General features: G+C 61.7%; 15 protein-coding genes. 10 read left to right on the top strand and 5 right to left on the bottom strand.

What is annotated here, in order from left to right; all coding sequences use genetic code 11:
- Together AC1RKE_RS15825 and AC1RKE_RS15830 are read right to left on the bottom strand one after the other, a co-directional pair.
- On the bottom strand, positions 1 to 1,445 hold a 1,445-nt coding region (locus AC1RKE_RS15825), incomplete at its 3' end, for an RHS repeat domain-containing protein (RefSeq protein ID WP_492897443.1).
- Between the two features lie 10 nt (positions 1,446 to 1,455).
- Positions 1,456 to 1,887 (bottom strand): RHS repeat domain-containing protein, encoded by a 432-nt coding sequence (locus tag AC1RKE_RS15830; protein WP_333897423.1) that lies wholly within the window; start codon positions 1,885 to 1,887, stop codon positions 1,456 to 1,458.
- A gap of 180 nt (positions 1,888 to 2,067) precedes the next feature.
- On the opposite strand from AC1RKE_RS15830, the gene AC1RKE_RS15835 reads away from it, so the two are divergent.
- The 10 genes from AC1RKE_RS15835 to AC1RKE_RS15880 all read left to right on the top strand — a co-directional run bounded on the left by AC1RKE_RS15835 (position 2,068) and on the right by AC1RKE_RS15880 (position 11,068).
- A complete protein-coding gene (locus AC1RKE_RS15835) occupies positions 2,068 to 2,391 on the top strand; it encodes a TrbC/VirB2 family protein (RefSeq protein ID WP_333897422.1) in 324 nt (107 codons plus the stop codon).
- Positions 2,392 to 2,458: 67 nt separating this feature from the next.
- On the top strand, positions 2,459 to 2,680 hold the full coding sequence (locus tag AC1RKE_RS15840; protein WP_492897446.1) for a VirB3 family type IV secretion system protein: 222 nt from the start codon (positions 2,459 to 2,461) through the stop codon (positions 2,678 to 2,680).
- Positions 2,659 to 5,037 carry a VirB4 family type IV secretion/conjugal transfer ATPase gene (locus tag AC1RKE_RS15845; protein WP_333897420.1) on the top strand — a complete coding sequence of 793 codons (2,379 nt, stop codon included), beginning with the start codon at positions 2,659 to 2,661 and terminating at the stop codon, positions 5,035 to 5,037. Before AC1RKE_RS15840 ends, AC1RKE_RS15845 begins: the two co-directional genes overlap by 22 nt.
- Positions 5,034 to 6,254 carry a type IV secretion system protein gene (locus tag AC1RKE_RS15850; protein WP_333897418.1) on the top strand — a complete coding sequence of 407 codons (1,221 nt, stop codon included), beginning with the start codon at positions 5,034 to 5,036 and terminating at the stop codon, positions 6,252 to 6,254. Before AC1RKE_RS15845 ends, AC1RKE_RS15850 begins: the two co-directional genes overlap by 4 nt.
- Positions 6,251 to 7,009 (top strand): VirB8 family type IV secretion system protein, encoded by a 759-nt coding sequence (locus AC1RKE_RS15855; protein WP_333897417.1) that lies wholly within the window; start codon positions 6,251 to 6,253, stop codon positions 7,007 to 7,009. Before AC1RKE_RS15850 ends, AC1RKE_RS15855 begins: the two co-directional genes overlap by 4 nt.
- A gap of 14 nt (positions 7,010 to 7,023) precedes the next feature.
- A complete protein-coding gene (locus AC1RKE_RS15860) occupies positions 7,024 to 7,698 on the top strand; it encodes a TrbG/VirB9 family P-type conjugative transfer protein (protein ID WP_492897449.1) in 675 nt (224 codons plus the stop codon).
- On the top strand, positions 7,695 to 8,801 hold the full coding sequence (locus tag AC1RKE_RS15865; RefSeq protein ID WP_492897451.1) for a TrbI/VirB10 family protein: 1,107 nt from the start codon (positions 7,695 to 7,697) through the stop codon (positions 8,799 to 8,801). The genes AC1RKE_RS15860 and AC1RKE_RS15865 overlap by 4 nt, the downstream gene beginning before the upstream one ends.
- Positions 8,798 to 9,796, top strand: coding sequence for a P-type DNA transfer ATPase VirB11 (gene virB11 / locus AC1RKE_RS15870; RefSeq protein WP_492897453.1), 999 nt, complete (start codon positions 8,798 to 8,800; stop codon positions 9,794 to 9,796). Before AC1RKE_RS15865 ends, virB11 begins: the two co-directional genes overlap by 4 nt.
- Before the next feature lie 120 nt (positions 9,797 to 9,916).
- Positions 9,917 to 10,273 carry a TrbC/VirB2 family protein gene (locus AC1RKE_RS15875; protein ID WP_492897455.1) on the top strand — a complete coding sequence of 119 codons (357 nt, stop codon included), beginning with the start codon at positions 9,917 to 9,919 and terminating at the stop codon, positions 10,271 to 10,273.
- 606 nt (positions 10,274 to 10,879) lie between these two features.
- Entirely contained in the window at positions 10,880 to 11,068 is a 189-nt protein-coding gene (locus AC1RKE_RS15880; protein WP_333897412.1) for a hypothetical protein, read from the top strand.
- A gap of 487 nt (positions 11,069 to 11,555) precedes the next feature.
- On the opposite strand, the gene AC1RKE_RS15885 is transcribed toward AC1RKE_RS15880, so the two are convergent.
- The 3 genes from AC1RKE_RS15885 to AC1RKE_RS15895 all read right to left on the bottom strand — a co-directional run.
- Positions 11,556 to 12,062, bottom strand: a complete 507-nt coding sequence (locus tag AC1RKE_RS15885) for a hypothetical protein (RefSeq protein ID WP_492897457.1) — start codon at positions 12,060 to 12,062, stop codon at positions 11,556 to 11,558.
- A gap of 8 nt (positions 12,063 to 12,070) precedes the next feature.
- Positions 12,071 to 13,405: an RHS repeat-associated core domain-containing protein gene (locus AC1RKE_RS15890; protein ID WP_492897459.1), complete on the bottom strand. Its 1,335-nt coding sequence runs from the start codon at positions 13,403 to 13,405 to the stop codon at positions 12,071 to 12,073.
- A 387-nt stretch (positions 13,406 to 13,792) separates the two neighbouring features.
- Positions 13,793 to 14,485, bottom strand: a 693-nt coding sequence (locus AC1RKE_RS15895; RefSeq protein WP_492897461.1) for an RHS repeat-associated core domain-containing protein, incomplete at its 5' end; no start/stop codon positions are given.

Genomic DNA, 14,485 nt, shown 5'->3' on the forward strand with positions numbered 1-14,485 from the left:
GGCGCAGGACCCGTAACCGTCAACAAATTGCCAGAAGCGTCATAGGTGTAATCCGTAACACCGCCACGGGCGTCTGTGACGGTGAGCGGCTGATTGCAGATACGCAGGGTCGTCGCAGAGCAGTTCGCCGGATAGGCGGCCGTCTGGACGATGTCAGCCAGGGAACTGCCGGGCTTGCCGACACGCCGGACCTCGGTGATGTTGTTGCGGATGTCGCGTGTATAGGTCGTGACCCCGCCCTCTGGATCCGTCACGCTGGCCAACCGGTTATACTGATCCCAGTCCAGCACGGTCGTGCGGCTGCCGGGGAGCGTCAGTCGCAGCAAGCGGTTGGTGCGGATGTTGGACCGCACCAATGTCGCCAGGTTGTTGGGATCGGTGACCGTAGTGTTGCGGTAGATCGGTTCCTGTCCGCCGCCCGGAACGACGTCCTGGAAGTCATAGCTCCAGACGCCGGCGCCGTCGGCGTAGGTGCTGATCTTTCCTGCCTTATAGGTGAGGATGATCGGCGCGCGCGCAGGGTCCGGCGACTGCAGCTGTTGCAGAACGCCATAGCCGTCGAACTGCCAGGTCGTGACGCGGCCGATGGCGTCCGTCGTCGTCATGTCCGTCCCTCTCACGGCGATTGCGACGTTCTGCCATGGCTGTGTGAAGCCGCCACAGGCGTCTGCGTTCGGATCGCAGTAATCGACCGCATTGTTGATCGCCCATACCCTGGTGCGGGTCGTGAAGGCCGAGATGTCAGCCGGCCCTGAAGGCGCGTTATTGGCGTATTCCGCCTTCAGCTGATAACCGAGGTTGTTGGTCGCGGATTGGACGCGCCAGAAGGTTACGGGCGTCGGCCCCGACGGCGTCGAGACGGTGATCAGCGCACCGCGATAGTGCCAAGTCCATTGCTCGCCGTTCGGCTTGGTGAGCGTGGAGATCAGGCCGCCGTTCGCTTGGGCCAGGCCCGGCCACTGCGTCAGCTTGGTCGAATCGAACACGGCGACCGTGCCGTCGGCGGCCGTATAGATCCAGTTGGTTCCGCTTTGCGCCAACGTCGAGCCATCGCGGGTGAGGGGAATGAGGTTATTACCGAAGACGGTCGAGTAAGCGCCGACGCTCACGGTATAGGTGAAGATGCACCCGCCTCCCTCCTGACACGTCTCCTCGGCCTCAAGCGTTCCCGTCAGATTGTCGCGATAGCCTTCGCTGGCGATATAGGAGCGGGTGAAGGCCATACCGCCCTGGTCTTGCGGACCGACCGTCGCCTCCGTGGTCGACAGGTTTAAGGCGCCGGTGATCAGGTCCACCCCCCGCTCATCCAGATTGTACTGCGATGGGGGCGGCGCGGCCAGGACGTTCTGAGCAAATGATTCAGTTACAAATATTGCGAATACAGCCAAAAGACCCAATACAACGGTCATAAGCCAAGATATTTTCTTGTAGTATTTGTCGATCACCTTCGATGCCTCAAATAAACAACAAAGAAATGACAAGCGGACGCAAGGAGATCTTGCGCCGGACATTCTGGTTTCCAATGCTGGCCGTTGATCCAAAATTCTCTTCTTCAACGAAAAGGGCTACAGGATCGACAAAACCGAGCGACGCTTTGAGATCGTTTACAACGAACGCACCTGCCGTAGCGGCCATCGATAACGCTGCCTGATCGAAAATGGGCAGAGCCGTCTGACCCCCTGCGACCACCACCTGGCTTCTGTTGCCGGCCGCGTCATACGCATAGGTCACCGTCGCCCCGCCCGCGTTGGTCACCGTCTTCAGACAACCCAGGGCGTCATAGGTGTAGGTGGTCGACACCTGGGCCTGAGCGCCGGCCGGACAGAGCACGGCGGCTGAAAGCCCCACCGCAGACGCGACAGCGATACCCTGACCCACATAGCGCATTGAACGTCCCCCTACGCACTAACACCTACTGAAGATTGCGACTTTTGGCAATCAGGAAGCGACACCGGTTGATGAGCAGAGGCTGCGGGGCACGTTAGCCCAATACCTCAAGCTTAGATTCGACGGGTTGGCGCCGTCGGTTTTCCGCGCAATATGGGCTAGTAGCTTAAGGGGGCTTGGATGGGCATCGGGTTGAAATCGCGCTTTGGCGCGCTTGGCATGTCAGCCACTTTCGCCCCAGCGGCGGCACAGGCTCAGATTGCACTGGCGGACCCCCGGGGCTCCGGCCCGATCGTGTCTGCGGTACAATGGCTTCAGGGCACTTTGCTCGGCACGGTGGCCACCGTCGTGGCTGTGGTCGCCGTGGCTTGTGTCGGCCTTCTCATGTTGACCGGCCGCATCAATTGGCGGCATGGGGCAGTCGTGATCTTGGGATGTTTCATCCTGTTCGGCGCCGTAAGCATCGTCGCCGGAATCCGTTCGGCCGCCGTCTTTACGGGCTGATGTGTTGGACAGTCTCGACCGAGCGCCCCTTTTCACAGCTTTGACGCGCCCACAAATGTTCGCTGGCGTGACCTACAACTACTTCGTCATCAACGGAGTCGTCGCAGCAGAGCTGTTTCTCATCTTTCGATCGGCCTGGGTGTTGCCGATCGCGCTGCTCATCCACCTTGCCGGGGTGCTCATCTGCCTGCGCGAGCCCCGCGCCATTGACCTGTGGCTGATCCGAATTGGTCAATGTCCTCGTGTTCCCAATCACAGACTTTGGCGATGCAACTCCTATCGCCCCTGAGCCAAGGGCGCCTGACCGTCGAACGGGAGCGGTCGGCCGGTATCCATCTGCCCTATGCGCGCCACATCGATGACCATACGCTGGAGACCCGCGATGGCCTGCTCTTGCAGACCATCAAGCTGCGCGGCCTTCTGTTCGAAACGGCCGATACCGACGAACTAAACTATCGTAAGACCATCCGCGACGCGACGCTGCGCGCCATCGGAACATCCCGGTTCGCTCTCTACCATCATGTCGTGCGCCGCCGGATCTCACCAGAGGCTGCGAACGCGTATCCGGACGCCTTCTCTCAGATTCTGGGCGATCGGTGGGCGGATCGCCTGTCGGCCCGACAGTTGTTCGTCAATGACCTCTATCTCACCCTGATCCGGCGCCCGCTTCAGGGGCGACTTGGGCTGGCGGATCAGATCCGCGCCTTGTTGGAACGGGCCGGCGAACCGCCGGCTGCAGCTCTCGCTCAGGAAGTCGCGCAACTTGACGCGGGGCGCGACGCCATGATGGCCGCGCTCGGCGACTATGAGCCTCACTTGCTTGGCGTAAGGCAGTCAGAAGGCGGACCACAGTCCGAGCCCTTGGCCTTTCTCTCGGAACTCTACAACGGCGAAAACCGTCCCGTCATTTTGCCTCATCAGGATCTGGGGGCCTATCTGCCCTATCGAAGGGTCAGTTTTGGCCAGCAGACTGTGGAACTGGGAGCCAGCGGCCATCTCGGGCGCAGCTTTGTCGCTCTCATTTCGGTCAAGGACTACCCGCAGTACAGCACGCCGGGGATGTTCGACGAACTGCTGCGACTGCCGTTCGAACTGACCCTTACCCAGTCCTTCGCGTTCGTAGAGCGCGGCGCCGCGCTCGAACGGATGAACTTGGCCTTAAGACGGATGCGATCCGCAGAGGACGAGGCGGTCTCGCTGCGCGCCGAACTATCATTGGCTAAGGACGAGGTCGCCGCCGGACGCGCGGGCTACGGCGAACACCACATGACCATCGCTGTTCGCGGCGATACGCTTCAAGCTGTGGACTCCGCAGTGGCGGAGGTGACCGCTACGCTTTCATCTCTAGGCGTCGTCGCGGTACGGGAAGAGATCGCGCTGGAGCCGGCGTTCTGGGCTCAGTTCCCAGCCAACTTCAAATATATCGCGCGTCGCGGCTTGATCTCGACCAACAATTTCGCTGGCTTGGCCAGCGGCCACAACTTCCCGACCGGAGATGCCAAAGGCGGCCACTGGGGCAAGGCCATCAGCATCCTGGAAACTACGGCGGCTGGACCATATCACTTCAACTTCCACCAAGGCGATCTGGGCAACTTCACGGTGATCGGACCGTCGGGGTCGGGCAAGACCGTCGTACTGAATTTTCTGCTGGCCCAAGCGCGCAAACTGTCCCCGCGCATCATCTTCTTCGACAAAGACCGCGGAGCGGAGTTGTTTATCCGCGCCATCGGCGGACGTTATGACCGCCTCCGGCCCGGAACGGCGACTGGGCTTAACCCGCTCCAGCTGGACGACACCGCCGCCAACCGAAGCTTTCTGATCGAGTGGCTCAGCCAACTCGCCGGCGGCGTGGACGTCGCGGATCTCGCGCGTATTAGAGATGCGGTCGCCGCCAACTTCGAACAGCCTCCAGCGCACCGCCGCCTCAGGCATCTGGTGGAGCTGTTTCGCGGCGACGCCAAACCTCATAGAGCGGATCTGTGGTCTCGCCTCACGCCCTGGTGGGGCGAAGGGGAACGGGCCTGGTTGTTCGACAACCCGCAAGACCTGACGGACATCTCCAACGACACCGTCGGGTTCGACATGACGGCGGTGTTGGACGAGCCGGTGCTGCGCACGCCGGCCATGATGTATCTGTTCCATCGTGTCGAAGACCGTCTGGACGGGTCAGCCGCCATAATCGTCATCGACGAGGGATGGAAGGCGCTAGACGACGAGGTCTTCGTCCGCCGGATCAAGGATTGGGAAAAGACGATCCGCAAACGCAACGGTATTGTGGGTTTCGCGACCCAGAGCGCTCAGGACGCGCTTGAGAGCCGGATTTCCAGCGCCATTGTGGAGCAGGCTGCGACGCAGATTTTCATGCTGAACGCCAAGGCTCGAGCCGAGGACTATATCGAAGGATTCGGCCTTACGCCGCATGAGTACGACCTGATCCGCACCCTGCCCGACAGCTCGCACTGCTTTCTCATCAAGCGCGGCGGAGAAAGCGTCGTGGCCCGTCTCGACCTTTCGGGAGAGGACGACATTCTGACGATACTCTCAGGCCGCGAACGGACTGTTCGGCTGCTTGACGATCTCCGAGCCGCCGTCGGCGACGACCCTGCCGATTGGATGGATGCGCTTCTGGAGCGTGCGAGATCATGACGACCTGTTCTCCCGTGCGAACTGGCGAACAGTTTCTGTCGAGCCTGCTCGGTCATGTCGATTGTCAAGCGCAGACCATAGGCGCCCTCGGCTATCAAACGCTCGCCAGTCCTGCGTCCCCTATTTCCCCGGTGCTCACCGCTCTCCTAACCATCTTCATCGCGCTTTTTGGATTGCGCTTGATGATCGGCGGAACGCCTCGGCTGGCGACGAGCGTCTTGAGCGTCGCCAAGATCGGCGTCGCCATCACCCTCGCCACCAGTTGGCCCGCCTACAGCACGGTCATTTATGACGTCGTCGTGGATGCCCCGGCACAGCTGGGCGCCGCGATCGCCCGTCCGACAGGTTTGGCGGGCGCGAACCAAGACATGGTTCAGCGCCTCCAACAGGTCGATAATGCGATGGGACGGCTGACTGACCTCGGCAGCGGGCGTAACGACCTCGTCTCCCAAGCACCGGCCGGAACCTCGCCTGACACGCCCCAAAGGGCTCCCATCGCGGACGACCCTGCGTTCGGCTGGGCGCGGGTTGTGTTTCTGTCGTCCGTTGTCGGCGCGACATTGGGCGTACGTGTCACAGCCGGCGTGCTGCTGGCGCTCGCCCCCCTATTCGCGGGCTTTCTGCTTTTCGATTTTGCACGGGGGGTCTTCGCCGGTTGGTTGCGTGCGCTCCTTTTCGCTCTTCTGGCGTCATTGACAACCAATCTGCTGCTCGGCGTGCAGTTGGCGATCATGGAACCTTGGCTGTCCCAAGTTCTTCAACTGCGCCAAGCTAAGGTAGTGGCCGGCGCCGCTCCGATCGAACTCCTGATCCTATGCCTGGTTTTCGCCGTGGGCCTCGCCGGAAGCCTCGTCCTGCTGCTTAAGCTAGCTTTTGCGCTTCATATTCCCATCGCCGGAGCCGAAATTTGGAGCACGGGGATTAGGTCTGACGGGTCGCGAGCCCTTGAGCCTCTGTCGCCTCGCGCCTTCACGCCGACGCATGGAGGCGACGCGGCTCCGTCTCGTGCTGCAATGGTCGCCCAATCCTTGATGTCCAGTCAAAGGCGCAGCCTGCGCCCCACGCCTAGTCCTGTTCATACGACCGCTCGCACCGTCGAGATGGCGGGCGGGCCGATTGTCGGCGACGATCTCATTATTCCGACCTTTAGCCAGAACCTGCGCAGGACCAAGCCGCGCAAGTCCATCGGCGCCGCCATCCGAGACAGCCGCAAATGAAGAAGTCCTCACGCGAGGCGCTGGACGCCTATTATCGAGAGGCGGGGAGTTGGGCGGCGGACCAGATCGGTGCGTTGAAGTTCTCGCGTCGCATCGCCTGGATCACGGCAGGCGTCGCCGCCCTGGTGGCGATCATCGAAGGCATAGCCTTGATGGTGCTCATGCCGCTCAAGACCACCGTGCCCTATACGCTTCTGGTCGATCGAACGACAGGCTTTGTGCAGGCGCTCAAGCCGCTGGATCCGAGTCAAATCACGCCGGATCGCGCACTGGTCCAGTCCATGCTCGTCCAATATGTCATCGCGCGTGAGAGCTTCGACATGACGTCTCTGCAGGCAGACTACGGCAAGGTGGGGCTTTGGTCGGCAGGGACGGCTCGAACCGACTATGTCGCCAAGATGCAGGCGTCGAACCTGAGCAGCCCTCTCAATCTCTACCCGCGCACCACGATCGTTCAAACCCGCGTCAAAAGCGTCTCGCCGCTCAGTGAAACGTCGGCCCTCGTTCGCTTTGAAACCATTCGCCGGGACGACGGCGCCCAGCCTCAACCTGCGCTGTCCTGGGTCGCGGTCGTGGAATACCGCTTCTCTGGCGAGCCGATGGCGGCGGAAGATCGCTTCCTCAATCCGCTCGGCTTTCAAGTAACCCGTTACCGTCGCGATCCCGAGACGCTGACGCCGCCCCCTCCGGCGCCTGCACCGATACGGCAGGAACTGTCCGATGCTGAGGCTCCCCAGGATGAGGGCCTCCAATGATACGGATCGCCGCCATGCTGGCCGTGCTGCTGATCGGGTACGACACCTCAGCTCAGACGCCGACGCCCCCCGCTGATCCCCGCATCCAGAGCATGCCCTATGACGCCGGGCGCGTCGTCCCGCTAAGGGTCGCCCCCCGTCATCAGTTAACCGTGATCTTCAGCCCGGACGAACACATAGAGAATGTGGCGATCGGCGATTCCGAGGCTTGGCAGGTCACAGCCAACAACCGGGGCGACTCGCTTTTCATAAAGTCTCTGCAAAGCGGCGCGCCGACCAATATGACGGTCATCACCGATGCGCGGGTCTACAGTTTCGAACTGACACCTGCCGCAAATCCGGGTTTCGACGTCCCCTATACGCTAAGGTTCAGCTATCCAGAGCTTGTTACGGCGGATCATGCGCCCACCCCGACGCCCGGCCTCGGACGTTACCGACTGAGCGGCGCGCGCGGCGTGCGACCGGCCGCCATCGACGACGACGGCGTTAGAACCTACATCCAATGGAAGCGGCAGCAGCCGTTGCCGGCCATGTTCGCCGTCGAAGAGCAGGGCGCTGAGACCCTTCTACAGGGACAGATGCGAGACGGCCGTTATGTGATCGACGGCGTGCACCGGGCTCTCGTGTTCCGCCTTGATCGTCAGACGGCCCGAGCGAGCCGCCTTCCCCTCCGGGAGAATCGACCGTGAGTACGGCATTGGACCCCCGCCAAGGCTCCGAGGACATCCGGCCCGTAGTCGCCAAGGCGCAGCGACGCGCGCCGACCTGGTTGCTCGTCGGCGCCGTCGTCATTGCGGGTCTGGGCCTTTTCGTCTTCTTGGAAGGCCGTCGCCAAGCGGCGACTGCACCAACGGTGGAGCCGGTCGCCACGGAAGTGATCATGGGGACTGCGGCGCCCCCGCCCCTGTTTGTGCCGATCGATCCGCAGATCGAAGCCCCCCAGCCTTTGCCTTTGGCGTCGGAGCCTCCGCCGCCTCCGCCTCCTCCTTATCCCATGCCGACCGGCCTCGTCACTTCAGCGGCTCCGCCCCCGCTGACCTCTGCGCCGGCCGTCAATCCCGCTCCTCCGACGCAAATCGCGGCCTCGAACGCTGAGCGCGGGACGGTGCAGACCGCCGAGCAAAGCAGCGCCCCGGCCTTGGTGATCGATACGACATCGGTCCCGGCCGAGACAGCGGCCGCAGAAGGCGGCGCAGCCGGCGCGAACACCAGTTCCGCCGTCCGCACGAGCCGAATCCAGCGGCCGTCCTCCACGGTGCTACAAGGCACGCTGATACCGGCCGTGCTCGAGACGGCGTTGGACTCCTCTCGTCCAGGCCAAGTTCGCGCTATCGTCTCGCGCGACATCACCGGCTTCGATGGCAGTCGGGTCCTGATCCCGCGTGGATCTCGTCTGGTCGGCAATTACGAGGCCGATCTCACTGATGGCCAAAGCCGCGCCTTCGTTGAATGGACCCGACTGGTTCGCCCCGACGGCGTCTCCATCGCCCTCGGTTCGCCCGCGGCCGACCTGCAAGGCCGCGCCGGCGTCCCCGGCCGCGTGAACAGCCGCTTTCTGGCGCGTTTCGGCTCGGCTCTGCTTCAAACGACGCTGAACCTGGGCGCCAGCGCCGCAGGGCGTAGCCTTGGTGGTGAGTCCTCCGTTGTCGTCGCTCTTCCGGGAGCCACGCAGAACCTCGGCGCCTCCCCCGCCGCGAGCGCGATAAGGCCCACCTTGAACGTCGCCGCCGGCGCTCGGGTCTCGGTCTTCGTTGCGAGAGATCTGGAGTTCTCATCTGGGACGCCGCGATGACCGCGCCCGCCCCCCAGGGGCAAGTCTACCTCCACAGCTACCTGGCTCCCTTCGCCGACATCCTCGCGCGGACCGACGTCACGGACATCTACGTCAATCGTCCCGGCGAACTCTGGGCCGAAACCCTCGGCGGCGAGGTGGAGCATCACCCTGCTCCGACCTTGACTCGGGATGTGCTCGACCGTCTCGCACGACAGATCGCGGCCCTCGCCCACCAGGGCGTCAGCCGCGAACACCCGCTGCTGTCCGCCGCTCTGCCGAGCGGAGAGCGGGTCCAGTTCATCATTCCCCCCGCCACGCGCGGCGAGCCCGCCCTGGCCATCCGCAAACATGTCGGGTCGGACCTGCGGCTCGACGACTATGTGACCGCCGGCGCCTTCCAAGGTCTCGCCGCGCACTCGGCCCTCGGCGGCGGCCCGGACGATCAGGCCCGCCTTCAAGCGTTACTAAACGCCGGCGACATGGCGGGGCTCCTGCGCTCGGCCGTGCTCGCTCGACGCAACATCCTGATCTCGGGCGGGACATCGACCGGCAAGACGACCTTCCTCAACGCCCTCATCGCCGAAATCCCCCTGAACGAGCGGCTGATCTTCATCGAGGACACGCCCGAACTGAAGTTTCCGCACAAGAACGCCGTCGGTCTGCTGGCCGCGCGCAGCGTCCTGGGCGAGTCCGGTCTGACGGCGGAGGACCTTCTGAATGCTTCCCTTCGTATGAGACCGGACCGGATTCTCCTTGGCGAACTGCGTGGCCCCGAGGCCTTCACCTTTCTGAGGTCCGTCAACACCGGCCATCCGGGGTCGATGACCACGGTCCACGCCGACAGCCCCGAGCGGGCCGTTGAACAGATCGCCCTGCTCGTCCTGCAAGGCGGCGCGCGGTTGAGCCGGGAGGACGTCCTCCACTATGTGCGTTCCACTATCGACGTCTTCGTGCAACTGGATCGGCGCGGCGGGCGCAGGATCGTCTCAGACATCCAGCTTCAGGGCGCTTAGCTGTGAACAGTGTCGGCCTAACTCACAGCAGGCTCGCTGATCTTCGTTGCCTAGCCACAGGCCAGAGGCGACTATCCAGCCGGCGTCGGCCAAGTCTCTTGAATTGAGCGGCGTCTTAGAATGACAGTCCCCCCCCCACCGCCCGAGACGAATGCGCTGTCGGTCGCCGCCCAGTGGATCGCCGACGTCCTGACCGGACCCGTAGCGACAAGCCTGGCGGTCATCTCGATCGCTGCCCTCGGCTACCTCATGTTGAGCGGACGCCTGGATCTTCGGCGAGGGCTCCGGATTGTCCTGGGGTGTTTCATCCTGTTTGGTGCGCCCGCGATTGCGCTCGGCTTTAGACACGCGACGCAGAATCTGGCGGGCGAACAAGCGACTGAGCCGCCTAAAACACCCTCGCCCGTTCTGGCGTCGCCTTCGCGAACGGCGACGAGTTCTGCGGACCCCTACGCCGGCGCCGCTGTCCGGCGATGAGCGCTCAGCACTTTCGATGTGATCCAGCGCTGCCAATCGGGAATGGCCTCAACCTTACTTGGCGAAGCCAAGGCCACAGAACATTAGATGCCGCCGAGCCCACAGCGGACACCGAGAGGCAGGTCAACACCTACGGCCTGGCCACAACCAAAAAGCGCGAAGAGGGCGGCGCACGAGATCGGACACGCTGAAGCCGATCGTATTGATACGAACCTCCAGGGTTCGTTTCGCGCGGGCTTCGGAGGGCCGTCGCGGGATCGAGGTGGAGACGCGCACCGGCTCCAATTCTGCCACTGGTAGCGTACTATACGCTACCGTTAAGCTGTTGAAGAAAATGGGAAAATCGGCGTCGAAGCGACGGTAGCGTAAAGTACGCTAATTCCCGCAATTTTTTCTACTGCCTATTCAGTCACTTAACCCTCGCATCTGTGCGTAAGGTGTGCATCGTTCCCGCTGCGGAACGATCCCTCCAATCGCCCCCTCCGGGGCACTGTAATTTCCATCTGTCAACGGAAGGATTCCACGCCCGGCGAACCGGCCCTCTAGGCGGGGGCGATCCTCGCCTCAGGCCCCCGTTGAGCTATCATCGGCCGCATGAAGACGCCCTTGTTCGACGCCTTGTCCATCCCGGTCCTGCTGGTCTTCCTCGGCGTCGTCGTGGCGGGCATCATCATCCAGGAATGGCTCGAGCGCCGCGCGGCGAAGAGGAGGCGCGCTTTCCGGCCGAGGGCGTCGGACCGCTCCAGTTCCGTCACCGGCGGCAGCAATCCCGAGCAAGGTCGTCCGACCCTTTAGGCGTCCGCTGCATTCCGCTTGCGCCCCGCACTTGGTTTGCCGACGGATTCATCATGGACCGAATCCCATCCGATCAGCCCCCGACGAGCCAGATTCCAGTGCCGCCACGGCTCTAAAAAGGGCAAGTTGTCGAGGTGGTTAAACCGATTTCGGAGCAACGGTTACGGCACCCTTTTATCTGACCGTCCGAACTGCCACTGTACACTCATGGCGCACTTAATTTCAGTCAAAACCTTGATCGGCTGGCTTCTGATCGTTGGTGTAGCATCATTAGTTGTTTGGCTTCTGGTACCACTAGGTCCGCCCAGTCATGAGACCGGTATAATCGAGGGCTTTGGTTTGAGTGAAGGTCGTCGCGGCTCACACCGGATTGCTGTAGTTCGGATTAATGGAGCATCAGCACAAGTTCGCATCAGTAGCAGAATCGATTGTCAAATTGGGGATGAGATAGAACTAAATCGGCAATCAGTACCTTTTCGGCAGAAATTTACTCCTGCTTTGACGCCGCATCCGTGCTATCGGCGCGGTTAGAGATAACACTCATATTTTCTCCTAGCGGCATTTCTATAAAGAAGTTTTTTGGCACGTTTGATGCAGAGAAATATTCGTTTGCTCCCTGCAGCGATTTAGCCAGATTCAAAAAATGTTCATCACCCTCCGGGAATCTTCCCGCTAAGAACTCCATCATTCCGTACAAATATGCTGCAATATAGAGCGATTTATCCGACCTACAATTTTGTACATTAATATTAGACTGAACAACAACAACAGTTGCTGCTTTTTCAGCCAGCGGAAAATTTCTTGTCCAGTAAGCTGATTGAAGTGCAATTATATTTGCCCGAAGCGGCATGCCGGTTGAAGCAATCTCGCACTTCAACCTTCGGGCAAGCTGCTCAAGGGCTTGTATCGCCGCGGCGTATCTGCCACTGCTTACACGCTTCTGCGCTTTCGCTAGCAAAGGAGCGCCCATAGCAGCAGCCATAAGTCTCTTCATCGCAGCCTCTATTGGTAGTTGTCGAACAGCTCTCCAAACGCTCGGAGAAGTTCTCCAGCTTTGGCTCGCCATGTGGAACTGGTGGTGGTTGGAGGGCTTGCTTCCGCAGGGTTTCCTTTTGGAGCCTCACGAGGAGCAGATCTAGCCAAATCCGCCGCTCGGTTTGTAGGCGCACCAGCGGAAGCCCTTGTATTAGCTAGGGGATTAGATGCCGGTCGCCCCACGGTAACTGTCGGAGGTCGGGCCGCTGACGCTCCCGTCCGGGCCGCGCCAGCACCAAGTGATGTTGCTTCCGCCTGCGCAGCTCGCGCTGCCGCAGCGGTCGTGACTGGCAGCCCTACCTCTACAGCAACGCCTGCCGTTAGCCCCGTCGCGATTACCACGGCGGCACCTGTTCCAAGCTGCGCTCGAACCTCTGGTTCCGTGCGAGCAACCGTTTCTCTAAAGTCTTGCTGCTGGGCGCGCGTATTAGCGTCGGCAGCTTGAAAACAACCATAGCTGTTGCAGACCGTCTGCCTACCATCCGGATCCGTCAGATTGACCGGATCGTTTGCGACGTACGCATACAGATTGACCTGATCCTCATACCCGATGGGATCGGTCTGGAGGAACCGGCCTAGGGTCGGGGAGTAGATGCGGGCCTTGTAGTGGTACATGGCCAGTTCGGGCAGCCAGGCCTGGCCGGTGTACTGGAACCGGCCGCTGTTGCCCGCGCCGGGGATGCCGTATTCGTCGTAGGTGTTGACGTTGGTCACCGCACCCGAGGCGTCGGTCCGGGCCGTGATCGAGCCCTGGTGGTCGGCGTAGAGGTACTGGGGCGCGGTCACGCCCGATCCCTCGAACCAGACCAGGGGCGTGTCCGAGCCGTCGGCGTGGACGTAGCGGCGCAGCATATTGCCCGAGGCGTCATATTCCGCCGTCAGCTTGTCGCCGTCGTACAGGTAGCGGGTGACGCCCTGGCTGTTGCTGGAGCTCTGGAACAGACGCCCCAGCGGATCCCACACCAGGCTCGCCCCGTTCGGCCCGGCGATCAGACGGTTTTCCACGTCATAGACATAGGTCCCGCCCTGACCGTCCGAGGTCAGATTGCCGTTGGCGTCATAGGTGAAGTTGGCCGGACCGGCCGAGACGTATTGGTTCAGCCCATTGACCGCATAGTTGCGGGTGACGTTGACGTGGTCGTTGAACCGATAGGCGGCGTTCGACACCGATCGGCTGATCACCTGGCCGGCCTGACGGTGATCGAGGGTGCGGGGCATGGGGCCGGTCGGACGGCGGCTGCGGGTCTTGGCGAGCCGCCGTTCCTCCTGCGCCCCGCGCTTGCTCTCTCGCCTGATCACCATGCCGGAATCTCACCGATCAGGCCGCGACGGGCAAGAGTCCAAGGCGCCTCTACGGCTATAAAAAGGGCAACTCACCGCAAGTCGTCGGGGCGGATAAAACCGATTGCGAAGCAAGAGGTTACCACGCCCCTTTATCTTGCCCTCCGACATATCTTTGCGACTCCAGACAACATTATTCCTCCCACATATTCAGATCAGTCTCGTGCACATCGACGGACACTCCGTCCTCGTACTCAATGGTGTAAATATTTCCGGGCGGGAGCTGCGGCGCCTTTATCTTCTCTCGGTCGGTGATCACTGCGATCACCCACCCCTTTGCTCCTGGCCTAAATGCAGCCGAAGCCTGATCCGAAACTCGGACAACGTCATCGTAGGTAAAAGCCGACATTATCGTTGCTCCGGAATTCTGGGTCTTATCGGAAGGTGTGGATTTCCGTCTGGTTGGGTCACCCCCGGCCGATGGCCATGAGGACCACGCGCTGTTTCGTCCGATTGACCACGATGACCGCCTCTATCACTTCGTACGCCCGTTGGGTTTCCATCGCGATCACGCACTTGCTGGTAGTCCCCATTCTGAGACGAAGTTACTTGTTCTCCCGCCCCCACAGGAATCGCGTTCCCAGCCTCATCGACCACCACAACCGGGCCATCAACGGGTCCATTGTAAGGATTATCGTTTCCAGCATCATCGGGAACCGTCTCCGGCTCCCCCACCTCGACAGTCGGCGTGTTGTAGACAGGCTCTGACCGGAACAAATCCGCAATGCTTCCGAACAGACTGCCGACCGCTCCTCGGCAGCCCTCTGAGGCGGCGCAGTAAACAACTGCCGATGTAACAAGTACTACACCTCCGCAGCCAAGCGCCTGTGGCCCCGCACATGCCAAAAGAAGGACGTTCTCGCCGCTGGGATCGGTCCGGTTCACCGGATCGTTCCCCACATACGCATAGAGATTGATCTGATCCTCGTACCCAATCGGATCGGTCTGGAGGAACCGGCCTAGCGTCGGGGAGTAGATGCGGGCCTTGTAGTGGTACATGGCCAGTTCGGGCAGCCAGGCCTGGCCGGTGTACTGGAACCG

This window comes from Brevundimonas sp. GW822-FHT03E11 (assembly GCF_058801445.1).